This is a genomic window from Clostridium sp. AM58-1XD, assembly GCF_003464085.1.
In the GTDB taxonomy this organism is placed as follows: domain Bacteria; phylum Bacillota; class Clostridia; order Lachnospirales; family Lachnospiraceae; genus Lachnoclostridium_A.
Window position 1 is genome coordinate 42116 of the sequence record NZ_QSDR01000001.1, and the last position, 15955, is coordinate 58070.

General features: G+C 47.8%; 16 protein-coding genes. 11 read left to right on the forward strand and 5 right to left on the reverse strand.

The genetic code is table 11. The annotated features are described in order from the left end of the window. Positions 1 to 12: 12 nt before the first annotated feature. The gene (locus DXA13_RS00195) at positions 13 to 447 is read left to right on the forward strand and encodes a flavodoxin (RefSeq protein WP_118241171.1); all 435 of its coding nucleotides are present in this window, start codon (positions 13 to 15) and stop codon (positions 445 to 447) included. Between the two features lie 13 nt (positions 448 to 460). Next, positions 461 to 730 (forward strand): DUF1905 domain-containing protein, encoded by a 270-nt coding sequence (locus DXA13_RS00200; protein ID WP_118241172.1) that lies wholly within the window; start codon positions 461 to 463, stop codon positions 728 to 730. Between the two features lie 140 nt (positions 731 to 870). Here DXA13_RS00200 and DXA13_RS00205 read toward each other — a convergent pair whose 3' ends face one another. Continuing rightward, the gene (locus DXA13_RS00205; protein WP_118241173.1) at positions 871 to 1359 is read right to left on the reverse strand and encodes a 4Fe-4S binding protein; all 489 of its coding nucleotides are present in this window, start codon (positions 1357 to 1359) and stop codon (positions 871 to 873) included. A gap of 4 nt (positions 1360 to 1363) precedes the next feature. Beyond that, complete coding sequence (locus DXA13_RS00210; protein ID WP_118241174.1) at positions 1364 to 2041, reverse strand: rubredoxin; 678 nt, start codon at positions 2039 to 2041, stop codon at positions 1364 to 1366. A 309-nt stretch (positions 2042 to 2350) separates the two neighbouring features. Here DXA13_RS00210 and DXA13_RS00215 point away from each other — a divergent pair, with 309 nt between their 5' ends. The 3 genes from DXA13_RS00215 (at position 2351) to DXA13_RS00220 (ending at position 7706) form a co-directional block, all read left to right on the forward strand. Continuing rightward, on the forward strand, positions 2351 to 3373 hold the full coding sequence (locus DXA13_RS00215) for a hypothetical protein (protein WP_147347970.1): 1023 nt from the start codon (positions 2351 to 2353) through the stop codon (positions 3371 to 3373). 383 nt (positions 3374 to 3756) lie between these two features. Beyond that, the gene (locus DXA13_RS20820) at positions 3757 to 4236 is read left to right on the forward strand and encodes a hypothetical protein (RefSeq protein WP_181995472.1); all 480 of its coding nucleotides are present in this window, start codon (positions 3757 to 3759) and stop codon (positions 4234 to 4236) included. Continuing rightward, on the forward strand, positions 4194 to 7706 hold the full coding sequence (locus DXA13_RS00220; protein ID WP_181995473.1) for an InlB B-repeat-containing protein: 3513 nt from the start codon (positions 4194 to 4196) through the stop codon (positions 7704 to 7706). The genes DXA13_RS20820 and DXA13_RS00220 overlap by 43 nt, the downstream gene beginning before the upstream one ends. Before the next feature lie 59 nt (positions 7707 to 7765). Here DXA13_RS00220 and DXA13_RS00225 read toward each other — a convergent pair whose 3' ends face one another. Both DXA13_RS00225 and rpsT read right to left on the reverse strand, forming a co-directional pair. Further along, positions 7766 to 8002: a helix-turn-helix transcriptional regulator gene (locus tag DXA13_RS00225; RefSeq protein ID WP_118241294.1), complete on the reverse strand. Its 237-nt coding sequence runs from the start codon at positions 8000 to 8002 to the stop codon at positions 7766 to 7768. 361 nt (positions 8003 to 8363) lie between these two features. Next, complete coding sequence (gene rpsT / locus DXA13_RS00230; protein WP_118241177.1) at positions 8364 to 8627, reverse strand: 30S ribosomal protein S20; 264 nt, start codon at positions 8625 to 8627, stop codon at positions 8364 to 8366. Positions 8628 to 8815: 188 nt separating this feature from the next. Here rpsT and DXA13_RS22605 point away from each other — a divergent pair, with 188 nt between their 5' ends. The 6 genes from DXA13_RS22605 to DXA13_RS00255 all read left to right on the forward strand — a co-directional run bounded on the left by DXA13_RS22605 (position 8816) and on the right by DXA13_RS00255 (position 15388). Continuing rightward, positions 8816 to 9004 carry a hypothetical protein gene (locus tag DXA13_RS22605; protein ID WP_347559626.1) on the forward strand — a complete coding sequence of 63 codons (189 nt, stop codon included), beginning with the start codon at positions 8816 to 8818 and terminating at the stop codon, positions 9002 to 9004. Next, complete coding sequence (gene gpr, locus DXA13_RS00235; protein ID WP_347559627.1) at positions 9001 to 9846, forward strand: GPR endopeptidase; 846 nt, start codon at positions 9001 to 9003, stop codon at positions 9844 to 9846. Before DXA13_RS22605 ends, gpr begins: the two co-directional genes overlap by 4 nt. A gap of 95 nt (positions 9847 to 9941) precedes the next feature. Beyond that, positions 9942 to 11243, forward strand: coding sequence for a stage II sporulation protein P (locus tag DXA13_RS00240; protein WP_118241178.1), 1302 nt, complete (start codon positions 9942 to 9944; stop codon positions 11241 to 11243). Between the two features lie 105 nt (positions 11244 to 11348). Then, the gene (gene lepA / locus DXA13_RS00245) at positions 11349 to 13163 is read left to right on the forward strand and encodes a translation elongation factor 4 (RefSeq protein WP_118241179.1); all 1815 of its coding nucleotides are present in this window, start codon (positions 11349 to 11351) and stop codon (positions 13161 to 13163) included. After that, a complete protein-coding gene (hemW, locus tag DXA13_RS00250) occupies positions 13153 to 14316 on the forward strand; it encodes a radical SAM family heme chaperone HemW (protein WP_118241180.1) in 1164 nt (387 codons plus the stop codon). The genes lepA and hemW overlap by 11 nt, the downstream gene beginning before the upstream one ends. Positions 14317 to 14353: 37 nt before the next feature. Continuing rightward, a complete protein-coding gene (locus tag DXA13_RS00255; protein ID WP_181995474.1) occupies positions 14354 to 15388 on the forward strand; it encodes an XdhC/CoxI family protein in 1035 nt (344 codons plus the stop codon). Positions 15389 to 15392: 4 nt separating this feature from the next. Here DXA13_RS00255 and DXA13_RS00260 read toward each other — a convergent pair whose 3' ends face one another. Next, positions 15393 to 15749, reverse strand: a complete 357-nt coding sequence (locus DXA13_RS00260; protein WP_118241182.1) for a LysR family transcriptional regulator — start codon at positions 15747 to 15749, stop codon at positions 15393 to 15395. Between the last annotated feature and the right edge of the window lie 206 nt (positions 15750 to 15955).

Sequence of the window (15955 nt, forward strand, 5' to 3'; positions counted from 1 at the left end):
AGGATAAGTAAAATGGAACATATTATAATCACATACTGGTCACAGACAGGCAATACACAGGCCATGGCAGAGGCCGTAGGAGAAGGGGTAAAGGAAGCAGGAAAGGAGCCACAGATAGTGAATATTTCGAAGGTGTCCATGGACCAGCTGAAGGCAGCTTCCGTATTTGCCATGGGCTGCCCTGCAATGGGAGACGAAGTTCTGGAAGAAGGGGAAATGGAACCCTTTGTGACGGAAGTGGAAGGATTTGCCGCCGGGAAAAATATAGGACTGTTCGGATCTTACGGATGGGGAGACGGCCAGTGGATGCGTGAATGGGAAGAGAGAATGATGAATGCGGGAGCAAATATTGTCGGCGGGGAAGGCGTAATCAGCCAGGAAGCTCCTGATGACGATACGTCAGAAAAGTGCAGACAACTGGGGAAAGCGCTGGCAGGCATGGCATAGGAAAGGAGCGGCTGTGAACCAGAAAATCTATGAATTTGACGCAGTGATTAAAAAGGTTCCTGATATAGACGGGGCTTATGTGGAAATTCCTTTTTCTGTACAGGAAGAATTTGGAAAGGGACGTGTAAAGGTCCACGCTTCCTTTGACGATATGGAATATGACGGGAGCCTGGTACGAATGAAAACACCCTGCCATATCCTGGGGATGCAGAAACGAATCAGGGCCGCTATAGGAAAACAGCCTGGCGATATGGTACACGTAACAGTCCGGGAAAGAGAATAAAAGGAAAAGAAGATGGTGCAGAAGTGAAACATGTACGCTTTTGTACGGGATTTTGTGCTGGCGTAAGTCAGAATGAGAAATTCCGTACAAAGGCGTCTTTTTGTTATCTGGAAAAATCGTTATTCTGTTATATGATCCTTTTAATCATTCGTCTTTAGGAGCTTTAGCAGCCGCTTGACAGCCTCTTTAGGAAAGTCCTGGGGCCGGCTGCCAGATACCATGGATGTAAGAAGTTTATGGGTATTTGTACTCTGAGGAAGCATATATCCGGCCTCACGATATAAATCTTCCGCCATAAGCCGGTTTGACTTCTCCAGAGCCTGTGCAAACAGGCGTAGTTCAGGGTCTTCTATACGGGCAAGAGCGCGGGCTGCGGCTTCCTGCTGCACCTTGCCTGCTGCGAGTCTTTTCAGGTGTGTAGCCATATTCTCTGCTTTTTTCTGCTGCGGCGGATATTTCTCAGGCACCATGGAAATTGCCCCGGACGGACATGCGCCGGCACAGAGCCCGCACCCGATACATTTCGAAGCGTCGATCTGGCCTGTTTCTGTATCGGTTGCTCCGGTAGGACATACATAAAGGCAAAGACAGTCTTTCGTACATAATCGGATATTTCTCACTGCAAACATTTGATTACCCCCTTTTTATCTCTGTAATTTTCAGATTTGGAACTTTGCAGACCGGGCAGATATCGGGAGGCGTATCTCCCATGTAAATAAAGCCACAGATATCGCATACGTATATTCTGGTATGTTCGGTCAGGAAATCCTGTTCCTGCTGGTACCGGTTCAGAAGAGATTCCATCATCCGGCTTACTTTTTCACTCCAGACGAGAGCTCTTTTTGCACCTCGGTCTTCTGCTGCCTCTGCTACAGCGGCAGCCGCGGGAAATTTCGCGGCCAGATCTTCTGAAACCGCCCTGGACAGCAGATATGTACTGAATTCATCCGGCAAAGAAGCTTTGGATTTGAAATAATCAGCCAGTTCTGCAAACAGGCCGGCTTCCTCCGAAAGATACTGCTTCTCACAGCCCTTCATAAGATTGGAACAGATGGCGCTCAGTTCCCCAAAAGATAATTCTCTCAGGTCGCCGTCTTCCTGAATCTCCTCTTTCTGGTTTACATGCTCCGGCTCTTTCACATTTTTTTCCTGTTCTGCTTCTCGGAACGCTGATTTTGGTGCGCCGCATAATGGACATGACCAGTCCTGCGGCAGATTTTCCCATGTTGTTCCCGGTTTGATACCTCTGTCCGGAATTCCTGCCGCTTCATCGTATACGTAGCCGCAGATCGTACATACAAATTTCTTCATGAATAGAACCCCCTTTTCGTTTCGGTCTGTTTAATACTCCCCGATGTGATATCAGTATACCAGAAATGCGATAGCAGTTCCGTGATATAATCACAATAGTAACTATTATTGATTTTGAAATTCTGCAAAGACCTTCGGGACGGACCGTATATTTTATCAGTATATTGCAGTTTCCGCCTAATAGACCTTTCTGGATTTTCTTTTATGGCCATATTTGATATAATAGAGATGCCAGACGGCGCGTTGCTGGAGTTTATACAGGTATGGCCTTTCTTTTCTATGGATGTCCGCTCTGGCAGAGGAGGGAAAATGATGTTTCGACGTATTGAAAAATTAAGAAGCAGTTCTGCAGACGGAACAGAGAAAAAATGGCCGTTTTATAACTTTTGTTCTCTGGCACTGGCAGCAGCCGTTTTGATTGGAGCCGCCACAGGCCGTCCGTCGGAGGCTTTCGCCAACAGTCCGGCGCCTGTTCAGTACCTGGGAGTTCGGCTGGAACATGCGGATATACCGGATGCAGCGTATGTAGATATCCTGATTCCCATAGAGGAGGATGATTACACAGAAAATATGGCACAGGCCGTAAAGGAATGCGGGTTTTCGGAAGAAACGGAGGCGGCCGGATACAGGGAAGGCGGTTATGTAAGCTATATGTTCCATCATCGGGATGGAGAGCCGGGGAAAATTCTGACCGGTCAAGAACCAGTATACACGAGTACGCCAAATAATGGAGATGAGGTAAGCCAAAGAGTCGCTTATTTCTATACTTCGGCCCAGGGAATGGAAAAATTCCAAAAGCTGAAGGAAAAATACCCTGTGATAAAGCTGGCGCTTCTGGACGTCCAGGGCAATATCCTCAAAATATCGCCGGAATGTACGATAGCAAAAAAAGGCAGCTATTTGACTGGGGCCGTTACATGGGATGTGAGCAGTAACAAGGTGGAGACCCATCTATATAAAAGACCGGGGCCGGCGTATCTGCTGCTGATGATCCTGTTTCTCGTTCTGCCACTCCTGCTTTCCATCCTGCTTACGGTTGTGACGGAGACGGCGGCGGGACTTTTATTTCGAATCAGGCCGGTTAAATGGATTATACGCGTCAATCTAGTCAGCAATCTCATTTTTAATCTGGCCCTCTATCTGACAGGATCATCCGGCATACCATATCCAATGGCATTTGTGCTTTTGGAAGCGGCAGTTATTGCGGCGGAGTGGAGAATATACACGCATGTCTATCCTGAATTCACATCACGCAGGCTTCTGATTTTTTCTGTCGCCGCCAACTGCACCAGCATGGCAGCCGGATATTTTTTAAACGTTTGGTATCTGTAGGTAATTAAAATGGCATGTTGCCCCCATTCGGAACAGCTATCGCCTAATTATTAAATTTTTATAGGCCATTGACGCGGCAAACGGTGAATGATATAGTAAGTCTACCAATCAAAACCGATTGCGCGCGGCAATTCTCAGATTCATTTGTCCTGGTCAGGACACATTATCCAATTTTATTTGTAATAGAATAACTGGTTATGGAAACAGGTACGTTTCACAGAGTACCGTCATTTTTTGATACACAAAAATGAAAGAGAGGAAATGCAGATGAAAAAAAGAATCAGGGAAATCTGCGCCCTCATGGCCGTATTTATGGTCATGCCCTGGGCAGCAGCGCCGCCGGTGTTGGCTTATGGTCAGAATAAAGGGGCAGGGGAAGGAGAATGGATTACGGCAGCGGCCAGTCCTTCCGAACTGCGGCAGGCAGAGTTGGGAGAATGGCGCACAGAAGAGGAGATATGGGAAGAGGCGGCGACGCCTCGGAAGTGCCCTGGACGTTTTTATATGATGAGCCGGAAACCGTTCCTGGGTATTACAGAAAATCGAAAGAAAATAACATGTCTTATACCTTTACAGGAAGAGATAAAAAGCAGTACTGGAGAGTTTACGGCCGGATGGAGGAAGAGGAACTGGCAGGCTGGTATCCATGCAGCAGCACAGGAAAGGTGGAATCAGATGCGGAGCTCATACTTGCAGACGACGAGTACAAAAGCCTGGCGCCATATATATACAGGCACCTTCGGCCGGGGAAAAGGAGTTTCGGGAACTGGAGGACAGACTTGGCACGGATTCTCTGGCAAGCAGAATTAAGAAGGAAGGTATGGGTGAAAATCCGGACGGCAGCCGTTATGATGTATGGATGACGGCTGTTAAGAACGGAGAAGAAGAGCACACATGGTATTATATGTACGGCTATATGGAAAACGGTTTGGGCCGTGACCAGACGGAGGGAAGATGGTATCTCTGCGATGAATCCGGCAGAGTATCGGGAACATGGTCTTACCGAAGGGCTCTTCTGCGTTCCTGGAGTCCGGCCTCTGCGGCTGTGACCAGGAGTGGCAATACCGTTACCATCCGTTATGTGGATGAACTGGGGCGCTGCAATTATGACAATTCGAAATCCAAATATGCGTTCAGCATTGGAATCTTAATTAATCATGTCTCTCTGTCGGGAGAATCTTATGCCGGTTTTTATCCGGAAACCTCATCTGTAACAAATCACACCCTGAAAACAGAATACGATGGAATCTGCCAGTACCTTTCCTGGAAAGAGGAAGAGGACGGCAGCTATGTATGTGAAAAAGTTAATCCGACTGTCCCGCAGAAAAATGCAGCTGGCCGCGTAAAAATTGCGGATAAAATAACAGGAACAAAGAGGGAATGGTACGAAGAATATGAAAGGGAGTCGACAGGATTTTCCGCTGTTCCCCATGTCGAGTGTACGCTGGTGCTGACGAATCCGAGTCCATACATTACCGGTTACGGATATGGAATCCGTTATCTGGCTGCTGACGGGGAAGGCGGAGACAACAATTTCATCCGTTCCTGCGTTGGAAATATCGATCTTTCTGAGGTATGTATCCAGGCTCATGAACACAGCGGCCTTGTAAGAACAGAACCAGACTGTACCCAAACAGGCTCTGTTACAGGGACATGCAGTTCATGCGGAATGGAAGTAAATGAAGTACTCCCAGCCCTTGGGCATCAGAATCCGGCTGACTATGATACTTCGTCGGTTCCGGGCTATAAAATAAAAAACTGCCTTCGCTGCGGTATCCGCCTGGAAACGATTGCCAATCTCTATTATGTGGAGTATCACGGTAATGGAAGTACAGGTGGTTCAACGGAAAAGACCACGCATTATATCGATACGGAGGCCCCTTTGGCGTCCAACGGGTTTACCAGGACAGGATATCGTTTCATGGGATGGAACCGGACTACAGACGGAACTGGGACCCCATATCAGGAAAGTCAGAAAGTGAAAAATCTGACTTTGACTGGAAACGAAACGATACACTTATACGCCCGTTGGCAGATTAACTCCTATTCGGTGACTTTTGATGGAAACGGCGGCACGGAAGGCAGATCGGTGACGAAGGAATATGATTCTGCTATCGGCCGGCTGCCTGTGAGTACGCGAACGGGGTACCAGTTTACAGGATGGTGGGACGACAGGACGGGCGGAACTAGGATAACGGAAAACAGCCGTATTCCAGCCCGCGATCTGACCGTCTATGCCAGGTGGACCCCCAATTCCTATCAGATCCATTTTGATGGCGGCGGGGCAGAAGAAGGAAAGATGGAAAACGAGATGTTTTTCTATGATGAAGAAAAAGAATTGACGGCCAATGCGTTTAGACGGACTGGATATCGTTTTGCAGGATGGGAGGAAGACGGCAAAGCCGTATACAGGGATAGGGAAAAAATAAGAAATCTTACATTTGAGGATCAGAAGGTGATCCGCTTAAAGGCAAAATGGCTGCCCGTGACGTATATCATTTCCTGGCATGGGAACGGGGATACAGGGGGGCAGATGCCTGTTCAGATTCTTACATATGACCGTACGGAAAATCTGACCGGCAATACGTTTCAGAAGACAGGATATCAATTCACCGGCTGGTCTTTGACGGAAAGTGGGGAAGGAGAACGGCTGAAAGACGGTCAGGCGGTTAAAAATCTGGCTTCCGTACAGGACGATACAATACATCTTTTTGCTCAGTGGGACAGCTCAGAGTACAGGATTCTGTTTATGCCCAACGGCGGGACATGCCTGGTGAAAACGAAGGCGGTCCGTTATGACCGCCCGGTCGGAGAGCTGCCTGTCCCGACAAAAGAAGATTACGCCTTTTTAGGATGGTTTCACGAAAAAAACGGAGGGAAAATAACTGAGGATACGGTATATCGGGATCTGGAAGATATCAGGCTTACAGCAAGCTGGAAACTGCGCTTCGAAGACCTTGGAAACGGTACAAACAGAAGGCCGGGACAGGACGGAGTGTACGATACGGCCGATGATAAATACTATACAAACGGGTATGACCAGGAGGCCGGAACAGACGATGATAAGAGGATATATCCCGGAAAAGATAGGATATTCGGCACTGCAGATGATTTTTACATAGGGGAGAGCGGAGAACGGATTTTTGCCGGTATGGATCATGCATTCGGAACAGAGGATGATTACCGAATCAGTGCTGCGGACCGGAATGAGAGGCCGGGAACCGACCGGATATTCGGCACGGAGGATGATGAGCTCTGGTGGAACGGAAGAGATGGAATTCCAGGCAATAGCGATGATAAAAAAATCGATTCGGGAGGCGACGGAACCTACGGTACATCGGATGATTATTACGAGGCGGATGACGAAAACGGACACCTGATAAAAATTCATGCGGGGCAGGATAAAAAATTCGGTACATTGGACGATTATACAGACAACGGGGATGGAACAAATACACGCCCGGGAAAGGATGGAATATTTGGAACAGAAGATGATGAGCGGTGGTGGAATGGAGAAGATGAACAGCCGGGGACAGAGGATGACAGACAGATATATCCGGGTCCCGATGGGGTATACGGCACAGAAGACGACTGGATCGACAATGGAGACGGGACGAATACCCGACCGGGAAAGGACGGAATGTTTGGGACAGAAGACGATGAAATCTGGTGGAACGGTACAGACGGGAAGCCGGGAACAGAAGACGACAAACCGATACATCCTGGTGAGGATGGAAAATATGGCACAGAAGACGACTGGATCGACAATGGAGACGGGACGAATACCCGGCCGGGAAAAGACGGGGCGTTTGGGACAGAAGACGACGAAATTTGGGGGAATGGAGAAGACGGAAAGCCGGGAACAGAGGATGACAGAAAAAAGGAGGAGAATTCTTCCGATGGACACAGGGGAGGAAGCGGTTCCTCCGGCCGTTCATCCTCCGGAAGTTCCGGCGGCGGATCAGGAAGATCGGGAAATATAGAACAGGATCAGAATGGAACCTGGGTGCTTGACAAAACGGGCTGGTGGTATCGATTCCCTGATGGAACATGGCCGGAAGATGGTTGGTTTCAGCTCACTTATCAGGGAAAAACGGAATGGTACCATTTTGATGAAAAGGGGTATATGCAGACAGGATGGTTCACGGATCAGGACGGAAAAAGATACTATCTCCACGGCGTATCAGATGGAACAATGGGAAGAATGTATACGGACTGGAATATGATTGACGGAAAGTGGTATTTCTTCAACCCTGTCTCAGACGGTTCGAAAGGAGCGCTTTGCGTAGATATGGAATTTACGGAAGGAATGAAGCTGCCTGCAGCAAGGTAAAGATAGTGGGAAGGCTGTGAATAAGATCATCACAGCACTTCCCGCATACAGATCCAAACCTAATCCAAATCAGGTCTGTTTTCAATTTCCTTCGTCCAATCAGGCTTAACTTCCATCACATCCTCGACACGGCACTGCAGGATGTTGCAAAGCATGTCAATCGTATGGGTAGATACATACATGTTCTTCTTCAGGCGGCCGATCTGCCCCGCACTGACGCCATAATACTTAATTAAACGGTACTGGCTGGTGTTCTTTTTCTTCATCGTTTCCCATAATCTGTCGTAGCTAATCATAATCTTCACCTCTGATAACATTAAACCGTTCTTCTCCGATAATGTATATTATCCATATTTGAACAATTATCCACTAAAAATTATTATCCAAATACGGATAATAATTATTTATCATATTGATGATATTAATGTCCCGAAATGAAGAAATTATTAAGAAAGATTACGAATATGGGGATGCAGCAGCAAAGCGTCAGACCACGCATAGACCGGACTTTAAACGTACCGCATTTTGCCCGGATGGATTGTTATATCAAAGGAACAAGCTCCTTTGATATAACAAAAAATCTCTCTTCCTGCCACACCCGCAGGAAAAGAGATTATCTTCATGGGTTAATAAATTATATAAATAAAACTTCTCGGACTAAGCCATTGCGTTAACGGCTTTTGCTAAACGAGATACCTTACGGGAAGCTGTATTCTTATGATAAACTCCCTTGGTAGTAGCCTTATCAATCTCAGTTGTAGCGTTTACTAAGCTTGCCTGTGCAGCAGCCTTGTCACCGGCAGCGATAGCAGCGTCAACCCTCTTAATAGAAGTCTTCACTTTAGATTTGATCGCTTTATTTCTAGCAGCTTTGGTTTCGTTAACTAAAATTCTTTTTTTAGCAGATTTAATGTTAGCCAATCTGTACACCTCCAATTTATCTTAATCATTATAATCGTTGGTTTGCATCAAAGCCTGGACACGGACAGTTCAATGTAAACATACTATTGTATTTTAGCGAATCTTCTTCCGTCTGTCAATACATAATTCACGTTTTTTTGCAGAAAATACCATGAGAATGGAAAGTTTATGATGAAGGAGAGACTGGTATGAGAAGAGCGCATTTCAGAACAGCAGAAAAGAGACGAAGAATTTCAGGGAAAACGAGAATGAAACGAAGATTTGAAATCAGAACAGACCTGGCGCTGGAGGAGAAAGAGGGGAGCCGGGAGGAAAAAAAGAGACTGAACGGAGTTCCTTCAAAGAGTGGAACGAAGATGAAAAGGGAATCCATATGACTGAGGTTATTATTAAAAATGAACGGGGAGCCAAGGCCATGGGAAAACCGGTAGGAACTTATATCACTCTGGAAGCCGGAAGGATGGCTTGGAAAGATGAAAGCTATCATGAGGAAGTCGCGAAAGAACTTGCCGTTCATGTGCGCCGCCTTCTCCAGGAGACGGCCGGAGAGGAGAACCATGGGATGAAAGCACAGGAAGTGCTCGTGGTAGGGCTGGGCAATCATTACGTGACACCGGATTCCCTTGGCCCGAGAGTCCTTGGCAATCTGCAGGTAACGAGGCATTTGGAAAGAAACGGAAGAGATGAAAACTTTCCTATTATAAGCGGAATTGTACCGGGGGTTATGGCTCAGACCGGCATGGAAACGGCTGAGATTTTAAGAGGTATTATTAAGGAAACAAAACCAAAGGCGGTTATTGCAATTGATGCGCTGGCGGCGAGAAGCGTAAAGCGTCTTGGAACGACGATTCAGCTAACGGATACGGGAATCCATCCTGGCTCCGGCGTGGGAAACCACAGGCATGGGCTGACGAAAGACAGCCTGGGCATCCCAGTATTGGCGATTGGCGTGCCGACGGTCGTGGGAGCTGCAGCCATCGTTCAGGATACGGTATACGCCATGATCAAAGTTTTAGAGGAAAATCCGGGGACGAAGGAAATTGGAAAATTTGTGGAGGACATGGGGACAGAAGAGCAGTATGCATTTATCCGGGAAATTCTCGAACCGGAATTTGGCTCTTTCTATGTGACGCCTCCGGATATCGATGAAACTATTAAGATGCTCAGCTTTACCATTTCTGAAGGAATTCACAAAGCTCTTTTTCATTCAGAAGGCTGAGGCGGTGCTTTCGCGTAATCTTTCCGGCTAACAATATATTTTCGGACCTTTCCCTGCATATGATGATAATAGGCTGAAAAACAGGTGATGGAAGGATGGAAAATGGAAGATATGGACGTCAGAAAAAAAGACTGAGGACATTTGGAATCCTTCTTTTATCAGTACTTGTACTGTTTGGAGGGAGAAAAACATGGAAAACGGTTCTGGAAAATCAGGTGAGGACCGTTGCAGAAGAAGGGAGAGAACGGGCACCTCTCCTTTTCGGATGGATATTCCGCCATTATTATCCTGCGGGATCGGCGGCCGAAGGAAATGTACAGAAAAATAAGGGAGAGGAATGGTGGCTGGACTGGCTGTGGGAAAGCCTGCCGCTTTACCGATACGGAACTGTCTCTGAAGAAACGGCTTTGACAGCAGGAAGGGAAGATCCTTCCTATCAGACATATGTAGACAACAGGCGGTTTGCGACGGAATATGAAGCTCTTCTCGGCTGGGGCGGCGAGGATACACAGGCTGGAGAAAACCACGAAAGCGAAAGTGGCCAAACAGGAGGAAAGGGTGAAGAATCTCCTGCACAGCTGGCGGAAAATACAGCGGAAGCTGGAGCGGAAGCACTTCCTGGGAAAGGGCTGGTTTATCCGAGAGAGCAGCTGGCAGACTACGATTTTATGATGAGCCACTTTTTCAGTGTTCATTCATCCACGACGGCCGGAAGAGATATTATGAGTGCTGCAGCCTTTCTGGACCGTGATCTCAGCCTGGCACAAACGGCAGATCAACCGCAGATCCTGATCTATCATACCCATTCCCAGGAGACGTTTGCAGATTACGGACCGGAGAATACGGAGGCAGGGGTAGTCGGATTGGGCAGCTATCTGGCAGAGCTGCTGAAAGCGAAAGGGTACAACGTCATTCATGACACTTCCGTTTATGATCTGAGGGACGGAAAATTAGACAGAAGCAGGGCTTATACGTATGCCCTGGAAGGAATTTCGGGGATTCTTCAGGAAAATCCTTCTATTGAAGTGGTGCTGGATATCCACAGAGACGGGGTGAAGGAAGGATATCATATGGTTTCGGAAGTAAATGGGAAGCAGACGGCGCCGATCATGTTTTTTGACGGGATGAGCAGGACTCCTACTGGGCCGATCGAGTATCTGCCTAATCCAAACCTGGAATCCAACCTGGCGTTCAGCTTTCAGATGCAGCTGAAGGCGGCGGAATATTTTCCGGGTCTTACGCGAAAGATATACTTAAAAGGGCTGAGATATAATCTGCATGTACGGCCGCGTTCGGCACTCATCGAAGTAGGAGCACAGACGAATACATACGAAGAGGCCAAAAATGCCATGGAACCTCTGGCAGAAGTTTTAGATATGGTGTTGCAAGGAAAATAAAAAAATGGTATATTTCTATTCGTAGCATTATGCCCCGAAAGGGGATGCGTGAACGCTCACCATTAAGAAATTTCGGGCCTCGCCCGGTTAGAAAAGAGGAAAAATATGGCATCAGTTGACCAGAGTAAGATTCGGAATTTTTGTATTATAGCGCATATCGACCATGGAAAATCCACGCTGGCAGACAGGATTATTGAAAAGACAGGGCTGCTGACAAGCAGGGAAATGCAGTCGCAGGTACTTGACAACATGGACCTGGAGAGGGAACGGGGAATCACGATTAAATCACAGGCTGTCCGAACCGTATATAAGGCAGAAGACGGAGAAGAGTATATCTTCAACCTGATTGATACTCCAGGCCATGTGGATTTCAACTATGAAGTTTCCAGAAGCCTTGCTGCATGTGACGGAGCAATCCTGGTTGTGGACGCGGCCCAGGGAATTGAAGCGCAGACGCTGGCCAACGTATACCTTGCACTGGATCATGATCTGGATGTATTTCCGGTTATCAATAAAATCGACCTTCCCAGCGCCAATCCGGACTGGGTGGCATCGGAGATCGAAGATGTGATCGGTATTGAAGCGGCGGATGCACCGCGCATTTCGGCCAAAACCGGCTTAAATGTGGAGGATGTGCTGGAGGCGATCGTCCATAAGATACCGGCTCCTTCCGGGGACAGAGAAGCGCCTCTGCAGGCTCTGATTTTTGACTCTCTCTATGATCCGTATAAAGGCGTGATCGTTTTCTGCAGAATTAAGGAAGGTACGGTCAGGAGAGGGACGCCGATTAAGATGATGGCTACGGGAGCTGCAGCCGATGTAGTGGAAGTAGGATACTTCGGAGCCGGGCAGTTCATTCCCTGTGATGAACTGGATGCAGGTATGGTAGGCTATGTCACGGCCAGTATAAAAAATGTAAAGGACACCCGCGTGGGCGATACGATTACAAACAGGGAAGAGCCGTGCGATGAGCCGCTTCCAGGATATAAAAAGGTAACGCCTATGGTTTACTGCGGCGTCTATCCGGCGGACAGCGCAAAATATCCCGATTTGAGAGATGCGCTGGAGAAGCTCCAGCTCAACGATGCCTCTCTTTTCTATGAGCCGGAGACGTCCCTTGCCCTTGGATTTGGTTTCCGATGCGGATTTTTAGGCCTTCTTCATCTGGAGATTATTCAGGAGAGGCTGGAAAGGGAGTATAATCTGGACCTGGTGACGACGGCGCCTGGAGTTATCTACCGTGTCCATAAGAATAACGGCGATATGATTGAGCTGACGAATCCGTCAAATCTTCCTGATCCTACGGAAATTGAATACATGGAAGAGCCGATCGTATCGGCTGAAATCATGGTTACAACGGAATTTGTAGGAGCGATTATGAGCCTCTGCCAGGAGCGGCGGGGAGTCTATCTGGGCATGGAATATATCGAAACGACAAGAGCTCTATTGAAATATGAGCTTCCGCTGAACGAAATTATCTACGACTTTTTCGACGCGCTGAAATCACGCTCGAAAGGCTATGCTTCATTTGATTACGAGATGAAGGGATACGAGCGCTCCGAGCTTGTAAAGCTGGACATCCTTGTGAACAGGGAGGAAGTAGATGCACTCTCCTTCATCGTATTTGAAGGCTCTGCCTATGAGCGCGGCAGAAAGATGTGTGAAAAGCTGAAAGATGAGATACCGAGACATCTGTTTGAAATACCGATTCAGGCGGCCGTGGGAGGCAAGATCATTGCCCGCGAGACGGTGAAAGCCATGAGGAAGGACGTACTTGCCAAGTGTTATGGCGGTGATATTTCGAGAAAGAGAAAACTTCTGGAAAAACAGAAGGAAGGCAAGAAGCGTATGCGCCAGATCGGCAGTGTAGAAATACCACAGAAAGCATTTATGAGTGTGTTAAAATTAGATGAAGAATAAAAAGAAGCTGGAACTGTATATCCATATACCGTTTTGCGCCAGAAAATGTGAATACTGCGATTTCCTGTCATTCGTGACGCCGGCCGCAGCGCATCGGGCATATGCGGACAAGTTAATAGAAGAAATACGCGCAGAGAGCGCCGGCCTTCGGGAATATGAGGTGAGCAGCATATTCATCGGAGGTGGGACTCCGTCCGTCCTGCCGTCAGAATGTATCGTACAGATCCTGGCGGCTGTTTGGGATAATTACGACGTGATGAAGACTGCGGAAATCACAATTGAAGCAAATCCAGGAACACTGACACAGCCAAAGCTTGCGGATTACCGTCTGGCCGGAATCAACCGCATAAGCCTGGGGCTTCAGTCGGCAGATGACTGGGAGCTGCGGGTGCTGGGGCGGATTCATACGTATGACGAATTTCTGAAGTCTTATCAAAGGGTCCGCCTGGCCGGTTTTGACAACGTGAATGTGGATCTGATGTCGGCTCTTCCGGGACAGACGGTAGAATCATGGGAAAAGACGCTGAAAAAAGTCCTCATGCTGAAACCGGAGCATATTTCGGCCTACAGTCTGATCGTAGAAGAGGGAACGCCTTTTTATGAAATATACGGGAAGGGAGAAAATGCATACCCTCCCCTGCCGGATGAAGAGACAGAACGGCAGATGTACTATCTGACGAAGGAAATTCTGGCCAGATACGGGTACCAGCGGTACGAGATATCCAATTATGCAAAGCCTGGAAAGGAATGCCGCCACAATATCGGATACTGGACAGGCGTCGATTATATTGGCCTTGGCCTGGGAGCTTCGTCCTATGTCAGCGGATACCGGTTTTGCAAGGAAAATGATCTGAGAACATATCTGGATACAAGCACCAAAAAGGGATTTCCAGGTTGCCTCTATCAGGATATCAGTTTCCTTGACACAAAGGAGAAAATGGAAGAATTTATGTTTCTGGGACTCCGTATGATGGAGGGCGTATCTGGAAGCGAATTTGCCTCCAGGTTCGGTCAGAACATGTGGAATGTTTACGGACAGCAGATTAATAAGCTGAGAGACGAAGGGCTGCTGGAAGTGAGAGAGCCCAGGATCTGGCTGACAGACAGGGGGATTGATGTGAGCAATTATGCCCTCAGTGAATTTATTCTGTAAAACGGCATGGCGAGACATCGTTGACGGGAGAACAAGAGTGAAGACAATTTTTCATGATATAAAAAGACTGCTGAAATCGGGGGAAAGCCTGGCGGTGGTGACGATAGTGGAAAGCGCAGGTTCCACGCCGAGAGGGGCCGGCTCCAGAATGGCCGTGAGAGAGAACGGAAGCGTGATTGGAACGGTTGGAGGCGGAGAAGTGGAACACCGCGGTATTCTCATGGCTCTTGAAGTGCTGAAGGAGAAAAAATCCAGATGTTGTTTTTTCAGACTGAACCAGGAGGAAGCGGACAGCCTTAAGATGATATGCGGAGGAAGCCTGACCTTTTGGATTCACTATCTGAACGGGAGTCAGACGGACAGCTATAAGCAGCTGGAACGGATCTGCGAAGCGGCTAACCGCCGGGAAAAGTGCTGGCTTATTTTAGAAGTGGAAGCGGGCAGCGAAAGGGAATGGAGGCTGAAGGCCCTTTCCGAACAGGAGCTGTCTGAAGAAGAACAGGACATAAAAAAAGCCTGCTTGACCTGCAGGGAAGGAAAGAGCATTTTACTGGTTTCGGAAGATAAAAAGAAGATGGTATACTGCGAGTACACATCAGAAGACGGAAAGGTATATATATTTGGCGCCGGTCATGTGGCGGCAGAGCTTGTACCCCTGCTCAACCGGGTAGGATTCTGCTGTACCGTCTTTGACGACAGACCGGAATTTGCTTGCAGAGAGCGCTTTCCTGAGGCAGATGAAGTTATAACAGGAGATTTTGAGAATATACGGAATCAAATCAGAATCACGGAAGATGATTATATCTGCATCATGACCCGCGGTCATCAGTACGACTATCTTGTACAGAAACAGGTGATTACATCACCCGCCCGCTATATCGGTGTGATGGGCAGCAGCAGGAAGACAGCAGTGATTGCGGAAAAACTGGCGGCAGATGGATTTTCAGATGACCAGATCAAACGTTTCTCAACACCAATCGGTCTGCCGATCAGGGCGGAAACGCCAGAGGAAATCGCGGTCAGCATAACAGGAGAACTGATCCTTGTACGGGCTTCCTCACAGCAGGCATAAGCTGTCAGCCCTCCTTTCCGAAATACTGATGAAACAGAGCGCCTACAGCCTGACGTGAGGCGCTTTCAAATTCCTGATAATTTTTTAATAAATCCGCTCCTTCGGGAGTTAGGACGGAGCCGGCGTGTCCGGCTCCGCCTTTTTGTTTAATAATCAGGGAGAATCCCAGATCTTCTTCGGCGGCATGGATAATTTTCCATGATTTGCTGTAAGCCATGTTCATAGACTGACTCGCACTGCGCAGAGAGTGGCCTTCGCTGATCAGCTGAAGCAGAGTTACGACGCCCTTTCCAAGGCAGGGTTGTGTATTATACAGCTGGAGTTTTAACTTGAAATGGCGCGGATATGGCGGATGATCCATGAGATACCTCCTTATTTCCTATATATTTAATACGTTGAACGTATATATGTACGAAGCTCGTAAGAGACCTCGCTGAGTACACTAGTATGACTCGCACGAAGCTCGTGAGGAACCTCGCTGAGTGCTCATAGTATATCATGGAGGTGGGGAGAATACAAGGATTGACAGCTTCTTCTGCTGCCATTATACTTAATTGAGGATAATGA

Coding starts and splice junctions, on each gene's coding strand:
- DXA13_RS00195 (WP_118241171.1), top strand. CDS start 13: ATGGAACATATTATAATCACATACTGGTCACAGACAGGCAATACACAG.
- DXA13_RS00205 (WP_118241173.1), bottom strand. CDS start 1,359: ATGTTTGCAGTGAGAAATATCCGATTATGTACGAAAGACTGTCTTTGC.
- DXA13_RS00210 (WP_118241174.1), bottom strand. CDS start 2,041: ATGAAGAAATTTGTATGTACGATCTGCGGCTACGTATACGATGAAGCG.
- DXA13_RS00215 (WP_147347970.1), top strand. CDS start 2,351: ATGATGTTTCGACGTATTGAAAAATTAAGAAGCAGTTCTGCAGACGGA.
- DXA13_RS20820 (WP_181995472.1), top strand. CDS start 3,757: ATGGATTACGGCAGCGGCCAGTCCTTCCGAACTGCGGCAGGCAGAGTT.
- DXA13_RS00220 (WP_181995473.1), top strand. CDS start 4,194: ATGGGTGAAAATCCGGACGGCAGCCGTTATGATGTATGGATGACGGCT.
- DXA13_RS00225 (WP_118241294.1), bottom strand. CDS start 8,002: ATGATTAGCTACGACAGATTATGGGAAACGATGAAGAAAAAGAACACC.
- DXA13_RS22605 (WP_347559626.1), top strand. CDS start 8,816: ATGAGAAGAGCGCATTTCAGAACAGCAGAAAAGAGACGAAGAATTTCA.
- gpr (WP_347559627.1), top strand. CDS start 9,001: ATGACTGAGGTTATTATTAAAAATGAACGGGGAGCCAAGGCCATGGGA.
- DXA13_RS00240 (WP_118241178.1), top strand. CDS start 9,942: ATGGAAAATGGAAGATATGGACGTCAGAAAAAAAGACTGAGGACATTT.
- lepA (WP_118241179.1), top strand. CDS start 11,349: ATGGCATCAGTTGACCAGAGTAAGATTCGGAATTTTTGTATTATAGCG.
- hemW (WP_118241180.1), top strand. CDS start 13,153: ATGAAGAATAAAAAGAAGCTGGAACTGTATATCCATATACCGTTTTGC.
- DXA13_RS00260 (WP_118241182.1), bottom strand. CDS start 15,749: ATGGATCATCCGCCATATCCGCGCCATTTCAAGTTAAAACTCCAGCTG.